Raw genomic sequence first — 16,137 nt, forward strand, 5'->3', positions numbered from 1 at the left:
TCGCTATCCTGGGAAGAGATAGCCCACTGCATCGGTTTTGGAGGATCGGTAAATGACCGCTAGCCTAAGCGCTCCGGTTGCTGCTGAGTCAGCCCCAGAGGCGATCGACCTAAACCAGTTTTTGGCCCTGCCTGATACCCAGCCGGCCAGTGAATTCATCAACGGCAAAATCATTCAAAAACCAATGCCCCAGGGAGAACACAGCACCCTCCAAGCAGACTTGGTAGCAGCCATTAACGCCGTGCTTAAACAGCGCAAAATTGCCCGCGCCTATACAGAATTGCGCTGCACATTTGGCGGCCAGGCTATTGTTCCTGATTTATCAGTGTTTCTTTGGGATCGAATTCCCCGAAATGCGACAACTGGCCGGGTTGCCAACCAATTTTTAATCCCGCCAGACTGGGCGATCGAAATCTTATCGCCCAAGCAAGCAAGCCTGGGCATCATTGACAAGCTATTGCACTGTGCTCAGCATGGAACGCAAATGGGCTGGCTGATTGACCCCGATCAAAATGGTGTTTTAACAATTAATCATGATTGCCAAATTTCAGTTTTTCGGGATGCAAACGATCGCTTGCCTGTGCCTGAGTTCGCGGCTGAATTTCAACTCACGCTGGGTCAGCTCTTTGATTGGCTAGCAGTTGATTAATCGCTTTAATCATTTTGATCATTAGGTTCTGGGTGATGATGAATTCGGTTGTCCTTGGTAATGGAAATACCAGGCCTTGGAACTGCGAATCGCTAACCACAAAAGCATCAGAGCGATCGTGCCCCCTTGGGTGGGCGCATCAAAGGCAAATAGCACCAGAAAAATGCAGAGGGCATCTTGGGTGAAAATTGCCCAAAGGGGCAGCCCTCCTAATCGAAAAAACCAGCCCACCTGCACCAGTTGCAAAACCAGGGCCAACAGGCCTCCCACAATTCCCAACAGCACGGTGATTTGATCCGTCCGATCGGCTGCTTGGGCGATCGCCATTCCCATCACGGCCCCAGCCAAGGGACTAAACACCAATTGCACCAACTGCAAAATTCTTTGCCCCAGCAGTTTTTTGGAAGCAAACAGCTCAAACAGGGACCAACTGACCAGCACCCCAAGCACCCATTGCGGCGACAGTTGCGACAGCAGCGGCACTCGTGACCAGAGGCGATCGCCCTGCAAGAGGCCAATCAACAACAGCGGCAGGGCAATGCGCATCCCTCCCGCCGCCGAAGCTGCCAGCACCGCTAGGAGTTCAACCATGACAATGGGCGCATCCCATAGAAACCTGAACTCGTCTGTAATTGCACCATCGATGCCCCTTTTTGAGTCAATGCCCCTTGTTGAACTGTTTCTTCCAGGATCGGTTGTTGAGATCCGCAAAGGATGGGGGTCGATCGCTCCAATCACAAACTCGGGGCGATCGACCCATGCGACTCGGAAATTTCCCAGTGGCCTTGAACTTTAGGCGATTTTGGTTCACTCAACACGATCGAGAGCCATGGGCGATCGCCGTTGCCTAACCTAGAGTGCCACCAAGTCCGCCGTCAGCCGCTTAAAAGCCAGTCGCTCGTTTTCAATATCAACCCAAATCGTGTCACCTTCGGTAAACTCACCCCGCAAAATGCACTTAGCAATTTGGGTTTCCAATTCCCGTTGCACGGCGCGTTTTAAGGGGCGTGCGCCGTAGGTGGGATCGTAGCCAACCTCTGCCAAGAAGTCGATCGCCGCTTCTGACAGTTTCAGGGCCATTTTCTTCTCCGCTAAACGGGCTTCCAATCGCTGGGCTTGAATTTGGATAATTTGGCGCAATTCCGATTTTTCGAGACCGTGAAAAATGATGATGTCATCAATTCGGTTCAAGAATTCTGGGCGGAATTGTTCGCGCATGGCCGCCATCACCCGCGTTCGCATTTCTTCGTAGCGACTGTTATCGGCCGCCAATTCCAAAATGTATTGGGAGCCAATGTTACTGGTCAAAATGATGATGCTGTTTTTGAAATCAACGGTGCGCCCTTGGGAATCGGTCACTCGACCATCATCCAAAATTTGCAGCATGATGTTGAACACATCCGGGTGCGCTTTTTCAATTTCATCAAACAGAATCACGGAATAAGGACGACGACGAATGGCTTCTGTGAGTTGTCCGCCTTCTTCATAGCCCACATAACCGGGGGGCGCGCCGACCAAGCGCGAAACCGCATGTTTCTCCATGTATTCCGACATATCAATTCGCACCATTGCTTCTTCGGTGTCGAATAGATAAGCCGCCAAAGATTTAGCGAGTTCAGTTTTGCCCACACCCGTGGGGCCCAGGAAGATAAAGCTGGCGATCGGGCGGTTAGGGTCGGCCAGCCCCGCCCGCGATCGCTGAATAGCATCGGCCACCGCCGTGACGGCCTCATCTTGGCCAATCACTCGTTGGTGTAGCTCATCTTCCAAATGCAGCAGTTTTTCCATTTCGGAAGCAATCAGTTTGCTGACCGGAATGCCAGTCCACTTGGCAATAATTTCAGCAATATCAGATTCACTGACTTCTTCTCGCAGCAGAATTTGACCGCTCGATTGCTGAGTCGAAATGGTCTGTTCGATGGTCTGTAATTGTTGATGCAGTTCATTCAGGGTTCCAAACTTTAATTCAGCGGCCCGGTTGAGATCATAGTCTCGCTCTGCTTGCTGAATTTCTAGCTCCACCCGATCAATCTGTTCCTTGAGGGCTTTTCGTTGCTCCAACAGATCTTTTTCCTGTTGCCATTGGGCGTTCAGATGGCTTTGGGTTTCCTTCAGGTCTGCCAGTTCCCGATCGAGTCGTTCCAGTCGCTCCTTGGACGCTGAATCACTCTCCTTTTGCAAGGATAAGCGCTCCATTTCCAGTTGCAAAATCTTGCGATCAATTTCATCTAGTTCCTCTGGCTTAGAGGTAACTTCCATTTTCAACTTGGCTGCGGCTTCATCCACCAGATCGATCGCCTTGTCCGGCAAAAATCGATCGCTAATGTAGCGATTAGAAAGGGTTGCCGCCGCCACCAAAGCACTATCGGAAATCTTGACATTGTGGTGGGTTTCATAGCGGTCTTTCAATCCTCGCAGAATTGAAATCGTATCCACCACCGAGGGCTGATCAATATAAACCTGTTGGAATCGCCGTTCCAATGCCGCGTCTTTTTCAATATATTTGCGGTATTCATCAAGGGTGGTGGCTCCAATACAGCGCAATTCACCCCGAGCCAACATCGGTTTTAGGAGGTTACCGGCATCCATGGCCCCCTGCGTTGCCCCTGCGCCCACAACGGTGTGAATTTCATCGATGAAGAGAATGATATTCCCTTCAGAATCCGTCACTTCCTTGAGCACTGCTTTCAGACGTTCTTCAAATTCTCCGCGATATTTGGCCCCAGCAATCAGTGCGCCCATGTCAAGGGCAATCAGGGTGCGATTTTGCAAGGATTCTGGCACATCTCCTTTAACAATTCGCTGAGCCAATCCTTCAGCGATCGCGGTTTTGCCCACCCCTGGCTCGCCAATTAGAACAGGATTATTTTTGGTGCGACGCGACAAGATTTGGATGGTGCGACGGATTTCATCATCCCGGCCAATGACTGGATCGAGCTTCCCTTGGCGGGCATATTGGGTGAGGTCTCGGCCATATTTTTCAAGAGCTTCGTATTTCCCTTCCGGATCACGATCGGTCACGGTTTGATTGCCTCTCACTTGTTTAATTGCTTCCCGAAGTTTGGCCTCATTTAGCCCAACTTCATCAAAAATCTTGCGACCGCAGCGATCGTCCTTGGCAAACCCCAATACGAGGTGTTCGATCGAAAGATATTCATCACCAAATTCCTTGCGAAAAGCCTCGGATTGATCGAGCAACTTATCCAGGCTTTGTCCCAAATAAACGGAGCCAATATCACCGGAAATTTTGGGCTGTTTCTGCAAAAATTGATCCGCTAATTCTTGTAAGCGACTGGGCTGGGCCCCGGCCTTGCTAAAAATACTGGTCGCTAATCCCTCTTGTTCTAATAATGATTTGAGTAAATGTTCTGACTCTAGCTGTTGTTGGCGATTTTGCTTGGCAACTTCTGGCATTTGGGCAATCACTTCCCAAGCCTTGGTGGTGAACTTATTGGGATCAGTGGGTTGCATGGGGTGTTTGGGGTGTGCAGGAATTACTCCGGTAGGGATCAGCCTCCGCTGCACAACCGTAGCGTTATTGTAGGCAGGGAGGGCGATCGAGCGCGATCGGCTTTTACGACCCAAGGGGTGGGGGTTTGCCGTCTGGGGCAACCCTGGCAGGAACACGATCGCGCCGAGCTGAGCCACTCCCGATCGGGTCATCGTTCAGGCTCGCCTGTTGTTCCCGGTGCTGCTGTTACCCGTTTCCGGCAACCTTGTCGCGATTTTGCCGTGATTTGGTCGTGATTTTGCTGCGGTGCAGGGGGATTCAGATGACTGGGGCGCGGCGCGATCGCCTCCTTTTCAGCCAAGACCAACTGAGTCAGGTCTAGCCGTTCCGGGGTCAGTTGCATGGGTCAGTTGCATCGGTTCGATGGTCAGCCCTTTGAGTCGAATCAGTGGACGCTGTGGGTTGCGGTCAGACCGGGCGATCGAAAAGCTGGGAGCTGCTTAGGATAGAAAACAAATCGCAACCCATCAGGAACAGCTGACCGAATCTGCCGCTCGTCAAATCGGGTAAAGCTCAGGCGAAACTGACCATTAAAGGAAACTGAATATGAGTGAAAAATATGACTGAAAAAACAACCGATTGGCAAACTTTGCTTCTGTCGCCTACGGACTTTCAAACCCTAACTGGTGTTCCTTTCAAAGATGCTCAAGATTTGTCTAAAGCCTTGTATCAAAATTGCAAATTGTCTAAATGGCAAGCAATCGGTAAGCGTTGCTTGAAATATGCTTGGAATGGATTTTGGTTTTCGATTATTTGGGCAATCTTACTCGGAATTTTTGTGATTCCCATTGCCATTGGTGGGTTTTACTTAGTTCGCCTGTTGGGCTTGTTTGCCGGAATCAGTGTCATTAATATTGTGCGCTGGTCTGCCGGTGTTTGTTTGCTGACAGGGATTCCCATGTCCATTTGGTTTTCTTGGGATGAAGAGAAAAAACAAGATACCTTGCGATCGCTCCTGCCCTTGACCCAAGAGGTCGAAAAATTTAATCGACTGGTACGCGCAACGGATGTGAAGGCTCAACTGGCCCAAGCCTCTGGAAAGGTAATTAGCCCTGAGGAACAAGCCCAAACAATTGCCACCCTGAGCCAACTGCGATCGGAGCTGGAAAATGCCTTGAAAGTGGAACGGGTGTTACGTGAAAACCAAGATGTGGTGATGGCGCAAGTGGATGCCTTTGAAGGGGCTACCCTGGGTCAGCATATGCAACTGGTGACGGATCAAGCCCTTGAATATGGTCAGGTACTTGATGAAGCATTAAAACTGGGCGATCGGGTTCGGAACGAGCTAAAAACGTTGCATAATCGACAAGATCAATGGAATTCTGACTAATTTCGCAGGAATGACTCAGAAATTATTCAGCATTCTCTCAACAATTTTCGCTATCCCCTAGCAGGGACTGAACAATCGCGCGTACACTGGACGCAATCTTTTTCTCAATTGCAACCTCACGCAGAGAGCCTGAGTTATGAATTTCAAGCGGTGGAGCAGCCAACTGATTGCCATGGGTCTGATCGGGGTTACAGTCCTCGGCACAGCGATCGAAGGAGCCTTCGCCCAATGGGACAATACCCGACCGGAAAACCGCATTGCGCGGATTCGGTTTCGCAACAATAATGCTCGTAGTTTATACGCCCTCTATATTGCACCTCGCTATTCAGGGGATTGGCAGGAACTCTTAGGCGATCGCATTTTAAAATCCGGTGAAGCGATCGACTTGGAATTTAATTACGACAACCTTTATCAATCTGGGTGTAACTACAAAATCAAAGCCATTTATTCTGATGGTTCCCAGACGGTCTTGGAAGAACAGCCCTATGATCTCTGTGGATTGCGCCAAGTACAATTTGGCCCCTATCCCTCGATCGATCCCTATCGTCCTAATTAATTACTTTTTAGGACATTTTCTCAATGTCAATTGATGCCTGTTGATGGCGACTGATCATACGACCCTTACCTAAAACGATTAGCACGCCATATTGCAGATGCCATATGGTAGATGCCATGACGTAATGATTCGGTGGGCATTGCCCACCCTACGGGCTATTGTTGATGGCGACTGACCATAACTTCAACTAATCGCTAGCAATTTTCAAACTAATTTAGGCAAATTTGCCTACTGCGATCCGTCAGATCTGATCAGTTGAAGTTTCTAGGGGAATGATCCCAAATTCTGACAACTGAATCTGCCTAATTTCGTCGCTCAATTCCGTTAAAATTCCAATAAAATTCCAAGACTCTCCGATCTCTCCCTGCTCTTGCTCTTGCTGTGCCCTTGACCCCTTGGCGACGGATTTGGCGCAATCGCCCTAGAGGTAGCCCATCCTTTCGTAGTCTGTTGCGCGCTTGGTTAACCCGTTGCATCAACCTTCTCTTGGGAGATGGGCGACATCTCAATGAAGCGGAATTTGATAGTTATGTCGCCTGGCGATCGGCACTGATTCATCAGCGCTTGATGCTGGGATTTCGCCTAGGAGTCATTTATTTCAGCACGTTCTCAATTCTGATTGCCTTTGAAGAATCCAGTAAAGGCGACCTGTTCAGTGTGCGTTTAATTCGCCATTTGATGGCAATTGTTTTAATTTTTGCTGGCAGCCGTGAAACCCAGTCTTTAACTGAACGATATTTGGTTCCGGCATCGACTGCGGAGGGCTATTCTGCTGTTTCTCGGCAAACAACTCCTACAACAACTCCTAACACAACTCCTAAGAATATTGTCCCCAAGCCCTTAAGCCAGGGTGGAAAATTGCCACCTCTGATTCAGCCGAAGCGGCCTGAGCACTTGAGCTTGGATCCGGCGATTTTCTCATCCCAATTTGGTCTATTTTTACTGCTTTCAACCACGATTTCGGTGGTGACTAATTTACCCAGCCATTGGGGAACACCCGTCATGCCCGATTTGAAGGGTTGGACGTTGGGCTTTTTTAGCATCGCGGCCGTGCTGCCGTTTCGCTGGCATTGGCATCTCATTTCCCACCTCATTGCCTATGTGAATTATGCTTTGACCAATGGCTTGATGGGTCAGGCAATTTTTCCAGAGCCTTTGGATCCTGGGCAAGTTTTGTTTGATATGGTGTGGATTTCTTTGATGTCAACTTTGGTGGTTGGCCTCTATGAACGCCTATCTCGCACTGAATTTGAAGTTCGTAAACAACTGCGCCAAGAGCAGCGACGTTCGGATCAATTGCTCACCAATATTTTGCCGCGCAGTGTTGCTGATCGACTCTTGACGGATTCGTCCCAAATTGCAGATTTATTCCCAGAAGTAACGGTTTTATTTGCGGATTTAGTGGGATTCACGCCCCTGGCTTCGCAACTGCAACCGGTCGAAACAATTGAATTACTCAATCGCATGTTTTCGCTATTTGACCAGTTAGCGGAGTTCCATGGCCTTGAAAAAATCAAGACCATTGGCGATGCCTATATGGCGGCGGCAGGCTTGCCGAATCCCAACCCTAACCATGCGGCGGCGGCGGCGGACATGGCTTTGGCGATGCAGCGGGCGATCGAGCAATTGAATCAAACGTCCCGCTATCCCCTCTCCATTCGGGTGGGACTCCATTCGGGGCCCGTGGTGGCGGGGGTGATTGGGCTGCGAAAGTTTGCCTACGATTTGTGGGGGGACACGGTGAATGTGGCCAGCCGCATGGAGTCTCAAGGATCGCCAGGCAAAATTCAAGTGACTCAAGCGGTGTTCGATCGCCTGGGGGGAGAAGCGAGCCTTTATCGATTAACCCAGCGGGGGGTAATTGCTGTGAAAGGCCGAGGAGACATGTTGGTTTATTGGCTAGAGGAAGCCCCTAAGAACTAACGGCAAGCATCCACGGAAACGACATACACTTTCCCGATCGATCCTGTGTTGCCTACCTTCACATTTACCTGAAACGGTTGAATGTTTTGGCCGGGCCGACGACGTGGATAGGCAGGCACTTGCACCAGTTGATTCGCTTCAGCATTCACCCGTTCGTCATAGAACTGATCGTTGCTGCTGTCCCCATATTTGAGGAACATTTCAGACTTGTAGCTGCCGGAGTCTTTAAAAAATAAACTGACTCGAAAACTGGTAAAGCTTTGATTGCTAGGAACAACAAAATCGGTGTTCCAATTGTTGCGTGTAAACAGCAGGCTAGGGGCCGAAACCCGCTTCACCACTTCGGGGTCGTTGCCACCAACGGGCATCAGGGGCACGGGGCGGCGACATTCCACCACGGGGGCGCTGCGGTCTTGGGCTTGGGCGTTGATGTGCAGTCCTGCCAAACCAAGGCCAAGGCTGGTGAGGGCGGCGATCGCGAGCGGCCGTTTCATAGCGCGCGGTGGTGTTTCTCAAAAAATGCCCTTTAAGATTAACCCAAGGTCTTGCCGCTGCGTAAAGAGTTATGGAGCACGGGGTTAAACTAAAGGCTCTGAACCGAGAGGAATTTGAGGCGATCGCGTGGCGGCAGAGCAAGATCAACCAGATCAAGAAGCAGTCTTTCACTCGCTGAATTCATCGCTGGACCCTACATCGGGGGCGAGTGCTGTGGAAACCGGTACGGAGCCAGAGACGGCCGATCCAAAGCCGGTAACGGATTTTGAGGCCATGACCCTAGATCGGGCCCAAACGCTTTATGACCAGGGGCGGAGGCTGTTTGAGGCAGGGCGCTATCGCGAGGCGATCGAGTCCTTGGAAACGGGGGCGGCGCTGTTGCCGGCCAATGGGCGTTTGGGGGGTGAAATGCAGGTGTGGTTGGTGACGGCCTACGAGGCTGCGGGCCTGCGGGACGCGGGGTTGCAATTGTGTCGGCAACTGACGAAGCATCCCCACCTAGAAACCCGATCGCAAGCTCGCCGGTTGTTGGCGATTTTGGAAGCGCCCGTGTTGAGCAAGCGCCCGGAATGGCTGACGGAAATTCCTGACTTGTCGAGCTTGGAGGCGGCGGATGGTGCGGGGTTCAAGGCAGCCACCGGTCAGGCCCCGAGCCGATCGCCCCGATCTCGTCCCATGCCGGAGCCAAAGCCGATCGATCCGGATCTGATTGTCCATGAGAATCGCTTTCTGGGCTTTGGGTTGTTGCTGGTGCTGCTGGTGATTGCAGGAATTCTGTGGCTGGGGCGTACCTAGGGGGCTGATGGCTGCTGTGACTGAGGCGATTGGCCAGTCTTCTGGCTGGGCGCGTTAACGACGGCCAGGCCATGAAGACCAGTTAACGAAGGCAACGCAACGCAACGAAACAATCGCCCTCAGTCGGATGGTTTCGGATCGTTTATGCTGGCGATCTGCTAGGTTTTTCAAGTCTGTTCATCGAGTTCCAGCGCTCCCATGCCTGCTTTTTTGTTTGAGGTCGGCACTGAAGAATTACCCGCAAGTTTTGTGGCCAGTGCGGTGCGTCAGTGGCGCGATCGCGTGCCCCAGAGCTTGGCGGAAGCCAACCTAAGCGCCACATCGGTGCAGGTGTTTGCCACACCGCGCCGCTTGGCCCTGGTGATTGAAGGGTTGCCCGATCGCCAGCCCGATCGCCGGGAGGCGGTGAAAGGGCCGCCGGCCAGTGCTGCCTTCAAGGATGGGCAACCCACCAAGGCCGCCGAAGGATTTGCGCGCAAAAACGGTGTGGCCCTGAGCGATTTGGAGTTGCGAGCCACGGACAAGGGTGAATTTGTTTTTGCGGAAGTGTTCACGGCGGGGCGATCGACCCCCGATCTCTTGCAGGAATTGGCTCCCCAATGGGTGCTGGCCCTGGAAGGGAAGCGGTTTATGCGCTGGGGAGATGGAGAATTCCGATTCCCCCGGCCCATTCGCAGCCTGATTGCCCTTTGGGATGATCAAGTATTGCCGGTGTCTTTGACCGTGCGAGCGGCCACCGAAACGCGCCCGGCGGAAGTGCTGACGGCCGATCGAGTCACGACCGGCCACCGGGTGTTGCATCCTGCATCGGTTTCGATCGCCCAGGCCACGGACTATGTGGCTACCTTGGCAGCGGCTTCCGTACTGGTGAGTCCCGAGCAACGGCAGGCGCTGATCATTCAGCAAACCCAGGCCGCAGCGGCCCAACTGGGTGGAGAAGCGGAAATTGACCCCGATTTGCTGGAAGAAGTGCGGGACTTGGTGGAGTTTCCCACGGCGGTGATTGGTGGTTTTGATCAGGAATTTTTGGAGTTGCCGTCGGAGGTGACCAAAACCGTCATGGTCACCCATCAGCGCTATTTCCCCGTCCATCAACCGGGCCAGCCCGATCGACTGTTGCCCAACTTCATCACCATCAGTAATGGGGATCCGACCAAGGCCGCCATCATCGCTGAGGGCAATGGACGAGTGGTGCGGGCCCGCCTCAGCGATGGCCAGTATTTCTACAAGGCCGACATTGCCAAGCCGTTGGAAAGCTACTTGGCCAAGCTGGAAACGGTCACCTTCCAAGACCAATTGGGCAGTATGCGGGCCAAGGTCGATCGAATTGTATCCATGGCCGATCGACTCTGCCACCAACTGCAACTGTCGGCGGACGATCGGGACTTGGTGAACTGGGCCGCCCTGCTCTGCAAAGCAGACTTGGTGACCAGCATGGTCTTCGAGTTCCCAGAACTGCAAGGCATCATGGGCGAGAAGTATGCCCGGGCCAGCGGAGAACCGGAAGCGGTGGCGGTGGCGATCGGGGAACATTACCTACCCAAGGGCGCGGGCGATGCTTTGCCCACCAGCCAAACCGGGCGCATTGTGGCCCTGGCCGATCGCCTCGATACCCTGTGCAGTCTGTTCCGAATTGGCCTGTTGCCGAGCGGATCCTCCGATCCCTTTGCCCTGCGCCGGGCCGCCAACGCCGTGGTGAACATCATTTGGGATGCCGGTTGGTCTCTGAATTTGGAATCGCTGATTGAGCCGGAATCGGTCGATCGTTGGGCAGATTCTGGCATGGGCACGCAACTGGCGGAATTCTTTGTGCAGCGGTTCCGCAGCCTGCTCGAAGATGAACAGGGCATTGATTACGACCTGGCCTTGGCAGTGGTCGGAGAACTGGGCGATCGAGATGCAGCCCTACGCGCCCTCTACGACCCCGCCGATGTGCTGCAACGGGCACAGTTCTTGCAATCCCTGCGGCGATCGGGGCAATTGGCCAACCTCTATGCCACCATCAACCGCGCCTCCAAACTGGCCGCCAAGGGCGATCTCAACTTCAGCGATTTGGATCCCGCTGCTTCCGTGAAATCTGCCTTGTTTGAGCAACCCTCAGAACAGGCGTTTTATGATGCCCTGGTTGCCCTGTTGCCCATCACCCAAGCCACGCGCCAAACCCGTAACTACCAGCCCCTGGCCGATCAACTGGCGCAGGCGGCGGCCGTGGTGGCGAACTTCTTTGATGGTTCCGAAAGTGTGATGGTGATGGTGGATGATGAAGCGGTGCGGCGTAACCGGCTGAACCTGCTGGGCCTGTTGCGGAACCATGCCAGGGTGCTCGGAGATTTCGGGGCGATCGTGAAGGGGTAAAGCATTCATCCCCATTTCCGGCCTAAGGGCCAAGGGGTGTGCTGCCAGTTTTGTAGCAAAATCATCAATTGCTAGACAAAAGACTGCCACACCCCTATAATATTGAACCGTTGCCAAAACTGTGGTTCCCTGCGCTACGCAACCTTAAAACCACAACATTTGCCGATCTGGCAAATTTTCCAGGCAACTTTTGCTGAACCGGATACTGAGCAGGTCGCTGCTTAAGTCCTAGCAAGCAAACGCGCTGCAACGATGCAAACCGCTCCAGCGCAAAATCTTCCCTCGGTTGACTGACATCCGAGCCTTGAGATTCTCAACGATTTCTCAGCGCAGATAAGCGGTCAGTCTACGTCAATCAGAGTGCCCAAAACTCAAAGTCCGTCGGGAAAGTGCTTCTGGCCCTTACGCGCTAGAGGCGCTCTTGTTACGGCTGGTTGACGCTAGGGGGAAGGACTCTCCTAACCATCCCTAGTCTAAGGAGAACGCCATGTCTCTTGGCATTCTAGGTACTAAGTTGGGCATGACCCAAGTCTTTGATGAAACGGGCCGGGCCATCCCGGTAACGGTCATCCAAGCTGGCCCCTGTACCGTTACGCAAATCAAAACCAAAGAGACTGATGGCTACACGGCCGTTCAGTTGGGTTTTCAAGAAGTCAAAGAAAAGGCCCTCAGCAAGCCGGAAATCGGACACCTGAGCAAGGCCAACGCGAAGCCCCTGCGCCACCTGCGGGAATACCGTTTGGTGGATGTGGCTGGCTTTACCCTTGGTGAAGAAATCCGCGCCGATCGCTGCATCGAAGTCGGTCAAATCGTTGACGTGACGGGTAACAGCATTGGTCGTGGTTTCGCGGGTTACCAAAAGCGCCACAACTTTGGTCGCGGGCCGATGTCTCACGGTTCCAAAAACCACCGTCTGCCCGGTTCGACGGGTGCGGGTACGACCCCCGGTCGTGTCTATCCCGGTAAGCGCATGGCTGGCCGGATGGGCAATGAGCGTGTGACGGTCAAGAAGCTGACGGTTGTGCGGATCGACCCCGATCGCAACATCGTGTTGATCAAGGGTGCGGTTCCGGGCAAGCCGGGGACGCTGGTCAGCATTGCACCGTCCAACCTGGTGGGTCGTCAAAAGTAAGCGCGATCGCCCGTAAGTCCGTCGAACGTGGAGCACAGCAATGGTCAACTGCATTGTGAAAGATTGGGACGGTAAGGAAGCCGGCAAGACCGAGCTGGACTTACGCGTCGCCCGTGAAGAAAACGCTCAGCACATTGTGCACCGGGCTTTGGTGCGTCAATTGGCGAATGCTCGTCAAGGTACTGTCAGCACCAAGACCCGTTCGGAAGTGCGCGGTGGTGGTCGCAAGCCCTGGCGGCAAAAGGGAACCGGTCGCGCCCGTGCTGGCTCGAACCGCTCTCCCCTGTGGCGTGGTGGTGGTGTGATCTTTGGCCCCAAGCCCCGCGACTATTCGCAAAAGATGAACCGGAAGGAACGCCGCCTGGCCCTGCGCACGGCGTTCCAAGGTCGCTTGGATGACTTGGTGGTGGTGGAAAACTTTGCCAGCCAACTCAGCCAGCCCAAGACCAAAGACCTGTTGGCCGCGCTCGCCCGTTGGGATGTGGATGCGAACCAAAAGGTGCTGTTGATTGTGGCTGACCAAGACGAAAACGTTTGGCTGTCGGCCCGGAACGTCCAAAGCCTGCGGTTGATTTTGGCAACGAACTTGAATGTGTTCGACCTGCTGAACGCCGACAAGGTGGTGGTGACGGCGGACGCGCTGGAGAAGATCAAGGAGGTTTACGGCGATGATTAAGCGCACTCCTAAGTACAAGACGCGCTTGGACGATCGCACGTTGGCGGATGTGGTTCGCCGGCCGATCATCACCGAAAAGGCCACGATTCTGCTGGAAAACAACCAGTACGTGTTTGACGTGGATCCCCGCGCCAACAAGCTGGACATCAAGGCAGCGATCGAAGGTCTGTTTGAGGTGAAAGTCCAGAGGGTCAACACCTACAACCCGCCGCGCAAGACCCGGAAACTGGGTCGGCTGTCGGGTTACCGTCCTCAGGTGAAGCGGGCGATCGTCACGCTGGCCGAAGGCAGTTCGATTCAACTGTTCCCCGAAGTCTAGCGCTGAAGGAGTTTTAAGACGATGCCAATTCGTACCTTCCGTCCTTATACCCCCGGGGTTCGTCAAGCCAGCGTGGCTGACTTTGCGGAAATCACCCGCAGCGAACCCGAAAAGTCTCTGACTTCTTACAAGCACCGCCGCAAGGGTCGTAACAACCTGGGTCGGATCACCTGTCGTCACCGGGGTGGTGGCCACAAGCGCCTGTACCGGAAGATCGACTTCAAGCGCGACAAGCTGGGCATGACCGCTGAAGTGCTGTCGATCGAGTATGACCCCAACCGGAATGCGCGCATTTCGTTGGTGCAATACGAAGATGGCGAAAAGCGCTACATCATCACCCCCGTTGGTCTGAAAGTGGGCCAAACGATCGTGGCGGGTCCCGATTCCCCGATCGAAGTGGGTAATGCCCTGCCCTTGGCCAACATGCCTTTGGGTACGACCGTCCACAACATTGAGTTGGTGGCGGGTCGCGGTGCGCAAATGGCCCGTTCCGCTGGCTCCGGTGCTGAAGTGGTCGCCAAAGAAGGCAACTACGTCACCCTGAAGCTGCCTTCCACGGAAGTGCGCAAGGTTCGTAAAGAGTGCATGGCTACCATCGGCAGCGTCGGCAACTCCGAACACCGCAACCTGAGCCTGGGTAAAGCCGGCCGCAAGCGTTGGTTGGGTCGCCGTCCGGAAGTGCGCGGTAGCGTCATGAACCCGGTGGATCACCCCCACGGTGGTGGTGAAGGTCGCGCGCCCATTGGGCGTTCTGGCCCGGTCACCCCTTGGGGTAAACCCGCTTTGGGTCGCAAAACCCGCGACAAGCGGAAAGCCAGCACCAAACTCATTGTGCGTCGTCGTCGTAAGTCGTCCAAGCGCGGTCGCGGCGGTCGCAACGCATAGGTTTTTTCAGTGTGGCGATCGCCCGCCCGTTGGTTTAACCCTCCAGCCCTGGGCGATCGCCGCTTGAGATCGCGAATCCCTAAGAGTTCCTAAAGCGTATGTCTCGTTCTCTGAAAAAAGGTCCCTTCGTTGCTGACAAGCTGCTCAAAAAAGTAGAAGCGCTGAACGTCAAGGGCGAAAAGCAAGTGATCAAAACCTGGTCACGAGCCTCAACGATCCTGCCGCAAATGGTGGGTCACACGATCGCCGTCCACAACGGCCGGCAACACGTCCCCGTGTACGTCAACGAGCAAATGGTGGGCCACAAGCTGGGGGAATTTGCTCCCACGCGCACCTTCAAAGGCCACACCAAGGGCGACAAGAAAGGACGCAAGTAACCCCCGGAGAATCGCTCAGATATGGCACTTAGTCCCAACGAAGTCAAAGCAAGCGTGCGCTTCGTGCGGATGTCCCCCCGCAAAGTTCGCCGCGTCCTCGACCAAATCCGTGGTCGGAGCTACGCCGAAGCGCTGATTATTCTGCAGTTCATGCCCTATCGCGCCTGCGAAATCGTTCGCAAGTTGCTGCGATCGGCCGCTGCCAACGCAGAAAACAACAACGGTTTCGATGCCACCTCCTTGGTGGTGAGCACGGCCTTCGCTGACCAGGGCCCCACCCTGAAGCGATTCCGCCCTCGCGCCCAAGGTCGCGCCTACCAAATCCGCAAGCCCACCTGCCACATCACCGTGGCGGTTGCTCCGGCGGCAGAAGCCTAAGCATAAGGAGACGAGGAAACCATGGGACAGAAAATTCACCCCGTCGGCCTGCGACTCGGCATTACCCAAGAGCACCGCTCGCGCTGGTTTGCAGATCCGTCGCGTTATTCCAGCCTGTTGCAGGAAGACCACAAAATCCGGCAATACGTTGAGAAGAACCTGAACAATGCCGGCATTGCCAAGGTGCGGATTGAGCGCAAGGCTGACCAAATCGACCTAGAAGTTCACACCGCCCGTCCGGGTGTGGTGGTGGGCCGGGGCGGCAGTGGCATTGAAACCCTGCGGGTTGGTCTGCAAAACCTGCTGGGGAGCCGCGATCGCCAGATCCGAATCAACGTGATCGAAGTGGCCCGCGTCGATGCCGATGCCACCTTGATTGCCGAGTACATCGCTCAGCAACTGGAGCGCCGGGTGTCGTTTCGTCGGGTCGTCCGCCAGGCGATCCAACGGGCCCAACGCGCTGGAATCGAAGGGATCAAAATCCAAGTCGGCGGTCGTTTGAACGGTGCAGAAATTGCCCGATCGGAATGGACGCGGGAAGGTCGCGTGCCCCTGCATACCCTGCGGGCGGACATCGACTACAGCTACCGCACCGCCAGCACCATCTATGGGGTGTTGGGGATCAAGGTGTGGGTGTTCAAGGGCGAGATCATTCCTGGACAAGAGGAAGTGGCTCCGGCGAATCAGCCTGCGCCGCGTCGTCGCCAACCCCGTCGTCGTCAGCAGTTTGAAGACCGCTCGAACGAGGAATAACCC

The 16,137-nt window shown here is 54.2% G+C and carries 17 protein-coding genes; 13 read left to right on the forward strand and 4 right to left on the reverse strand.

The genetic code is table 11. From position 1 onward, the window contains the following. Positions 1–52: 52 nt before the first annotated feature. Complete coding sequence (locus H6G52_RS01010) at positions 53–649, forward strand: Uma2 family endonuclease (protein WP_190525881.1); 597 nt, start codon at positions 53–55, stop codon at positions 647–649. Between the two features lie 21 nt (positions 650–670). On the opposite strand, the gene H6G52_RS01015 is transcribed toward H6G52_RS01010, so the two are convergent. The 3 genes from H6G52_RS01015 to H6G52_RS01025 form a co-directional block, all read right to left on the reverse strand. Further along, positions 671–1,240, reverse strand: a complete 570-nt coding sequence (locus tag H6G52_RS01015) for a DUF4126 domain-containing protein (RefSeq protein WP_099534688.1) — start codon at positions 1,238–1,240, stop codon at positions 671–673. A 261-nt stretch (positions 1,241–1,501) separates the two neighbouring features. Then, on the reverse strand, positions 1,502–4,120 hold the full coding sequence (clpB, locus tag H6G52_RS01020) for an ATP-dependent chaperone ClpB (protein WP_190526190.1): 2,619 nt from the start codon (positions 4,118–4,120) through the stop codon (positions 1,502–1,504). Between the two features lie 188 nt (positions 4,121–4,308). Beyond that, complete coding sequence (locus H6G52_RS01025) at positions 4,309–4,503, reverse strand: hypothetical protein (RefSeq protein ID WP_190525883.1); 195 nt, start codon at positions 4,501–4,503, stop codon at positions 4,309–4,311. 216 nt (positions 4,504–4,719) lie between these two features. Between H6G52_RS01025 and H6G52_RS01030 the strand changes: the two genes are divergently transcribed. The 3 genes from H6G52_RS01030 (at position 4,720) to H6G52_RS01040 (ending at position 7,969) form a co-directional block, all read left to right on the forward strand. Beyond that, positions 4,720–5,490, forward strand: a complete 771-nt coding sequence (locus H6G52_RS01030; protein ID WP_190525885.1) for a hypothetical protein — start codon at positions 4,720–4,722, stop codon at positions 5,488–5,490. 136 nt (positions 5,491–5,626) lie between these two features. After that, entirely contained in the window at positions 5,627–6,046 is a 420-nt protein-coding gene (locus H6G52_RS01035; RefSeq protein ID WP_190356085.1) for a hypothetical protein, read from the forward strand. Positions 6,047–6,427: 381 nt separating this feature from the next. Beyond that, the gene (locus H6G52_RS01040) at positions 6,428–7,969 is read left to right on the forward strand and encodes an adenylate/guanylate cyclase domain-containing protein (RefSeq protein ID WP_190525887.1); all 1,542 of its coding nucleotides are present in this window, start codon (positions 6,428–6,430) and stop codon (positions 7,967–7,969) included. On the opposite strand, the gene H6G52_RS01045 is transcribed toward H6G52_RS01040, so the two are convergent. Continuing rightward, on the reverse strand, positions 7,966–8,463 hold the full coding sequence (locus tag H6G52_RS01045) for a hypothetical protein (RefSeq protein WP_099534693.1): 498 nt from the start codon (positions 8,461–8,463) through the stop codon (positions 7,966–7,968). The genes H6G52_RS01040 and H6G52_RS01045 overlap by 4 nt on opposite strands. 214 nt (positions 8,464–8,677) lie before the next feature. On the opposite strand from H6G52_RS01045, the gene H6G52_RS01050 reads away from it, so the two are divergent. The 9 genes from H6G52_RS01050 to rpsC all read left to right on the forward strand — a co-directional run bounded on the left by H6G52_RS01050 (position 8,678) and on the right by rpsC (position 16,134). Next, positions 8,678–9,259 (forward strand): hypothetical protein, encoded by a 582-nt coding sequence (locus H6G52_RS01050; protein ID WP_190525889.1) that lies wholly within the window; start codon positions 8,678–8,680, stop codon positions 9,257–9,259. Positions 9,260–9,457: 198 nt separating this feature from the next. Beyond that, positions 9,458–11,614 (forward strand): glycine--tRNA ligase subunit beta, encoded by a 2,157-nt coding sequence (gene glyS / locus H6G52_RS01055; RefSeq protein ID WP_190525890.1) that lies wholly within the window; start codon positions 9,458–9,460, stop codon positions 11,612–11,614. Between the two features lie 487 nt (positions 11,615–12,101). Then, positions 12,102–12,746, forward strand: coding sequence for a 50S ribosomal protein L3 (rplC, locus tag H6G52_RS01060; protein ID WP_099534696.1), 645 nt, complete (start codon positions 12,102–12,104; stop codon positions 12,744–12,746). A gap of 40 nt (positions 12,747–12,786) precedes the next feature. Further along, entirely contained in the window at positions 12,787–13,422 is a 636-nt protein-coding gene (rplD, locus tag H6G52_RS01065) for a 50S ribosomal protein L4 (protein ID WP_099534697.1), read from the forward strand. Next, complete coding sequence (locus H6G52_RS01070) at positions 13,415–13,741, forward strand: 50S ribosomal protein L23 (protein WP_099534698.1); 327 nt, start codon at positions 13,415–13,417, stop codon at positions 13,739–13,741. Before rplD ends, H6G52_RS01070 begins: the two co-directional genes overlap by 8 nt. A 21-nt stretch (positions 13,742–13,762) precedes the next feature. Next, positions 13,763–14,626 carry a 50S ribosomal protein L2 gene (gene rplB / locus H6G52_RS01075; RefSeq protein WP_099534699.1) on the forward strand — a complete coding sequence of 288 codons (864 nt, stop codon included), beginning with the start codon at positions 13,763–13,765 and terminating at the stop codon, positions 14,624–14,626. A 98-nt stretch (positions 14,627–14,724) separates the two neighbouring features. Beyond that, positions 14,725–15,003, forward strand: a complete 279-nt coding sequence (gene rpsS / locus H6G52_RS01080) for a 30S ribosomal protein S19 (RefSeq protein WP_099534700.1) — start codon at positions 14,725–14,727, stop codon at positions 15,001–15,003. A 21-nt stretch (positions 15,004–15,024) separates the two neighbouring features. Beyond that, on the forward strand, positions 15,025–15,381 hold the full coding sequence (rplV, locus tag H6G52_RS01085) for a 50S ribosomal protein L22 (protein ID WP_099534701.1): 357 nt from the start codon (positions 15,025–15,027) through the stop codon (positions 15,379–15,381). A 21-nt stretch (positions 15,382–15,402) separates the two neighbouring features. After that, a complete protein-coding gene (gene rpsC, locus H6G52_RS01090; RefSeq protein ID WP_099534702.1) occupies positions 15,403–16,134 on the forward strand; it encodes a 30S ribosomal protein S3 in 732 nt (243 codons plus the stop codon). Positions 16,135–16,137 lie beyond the last annotated feature (3 nt).

The sequence above is a fragment of the Limnothrix sp. FACHB-881 genome, assembly GCF_014698135.1.
Lineage (GTDB): Bacteria > Cyanobacteriota > Cyanobacteriia > CACIAM-69d > CACIAM-69d > CACIAM-69d.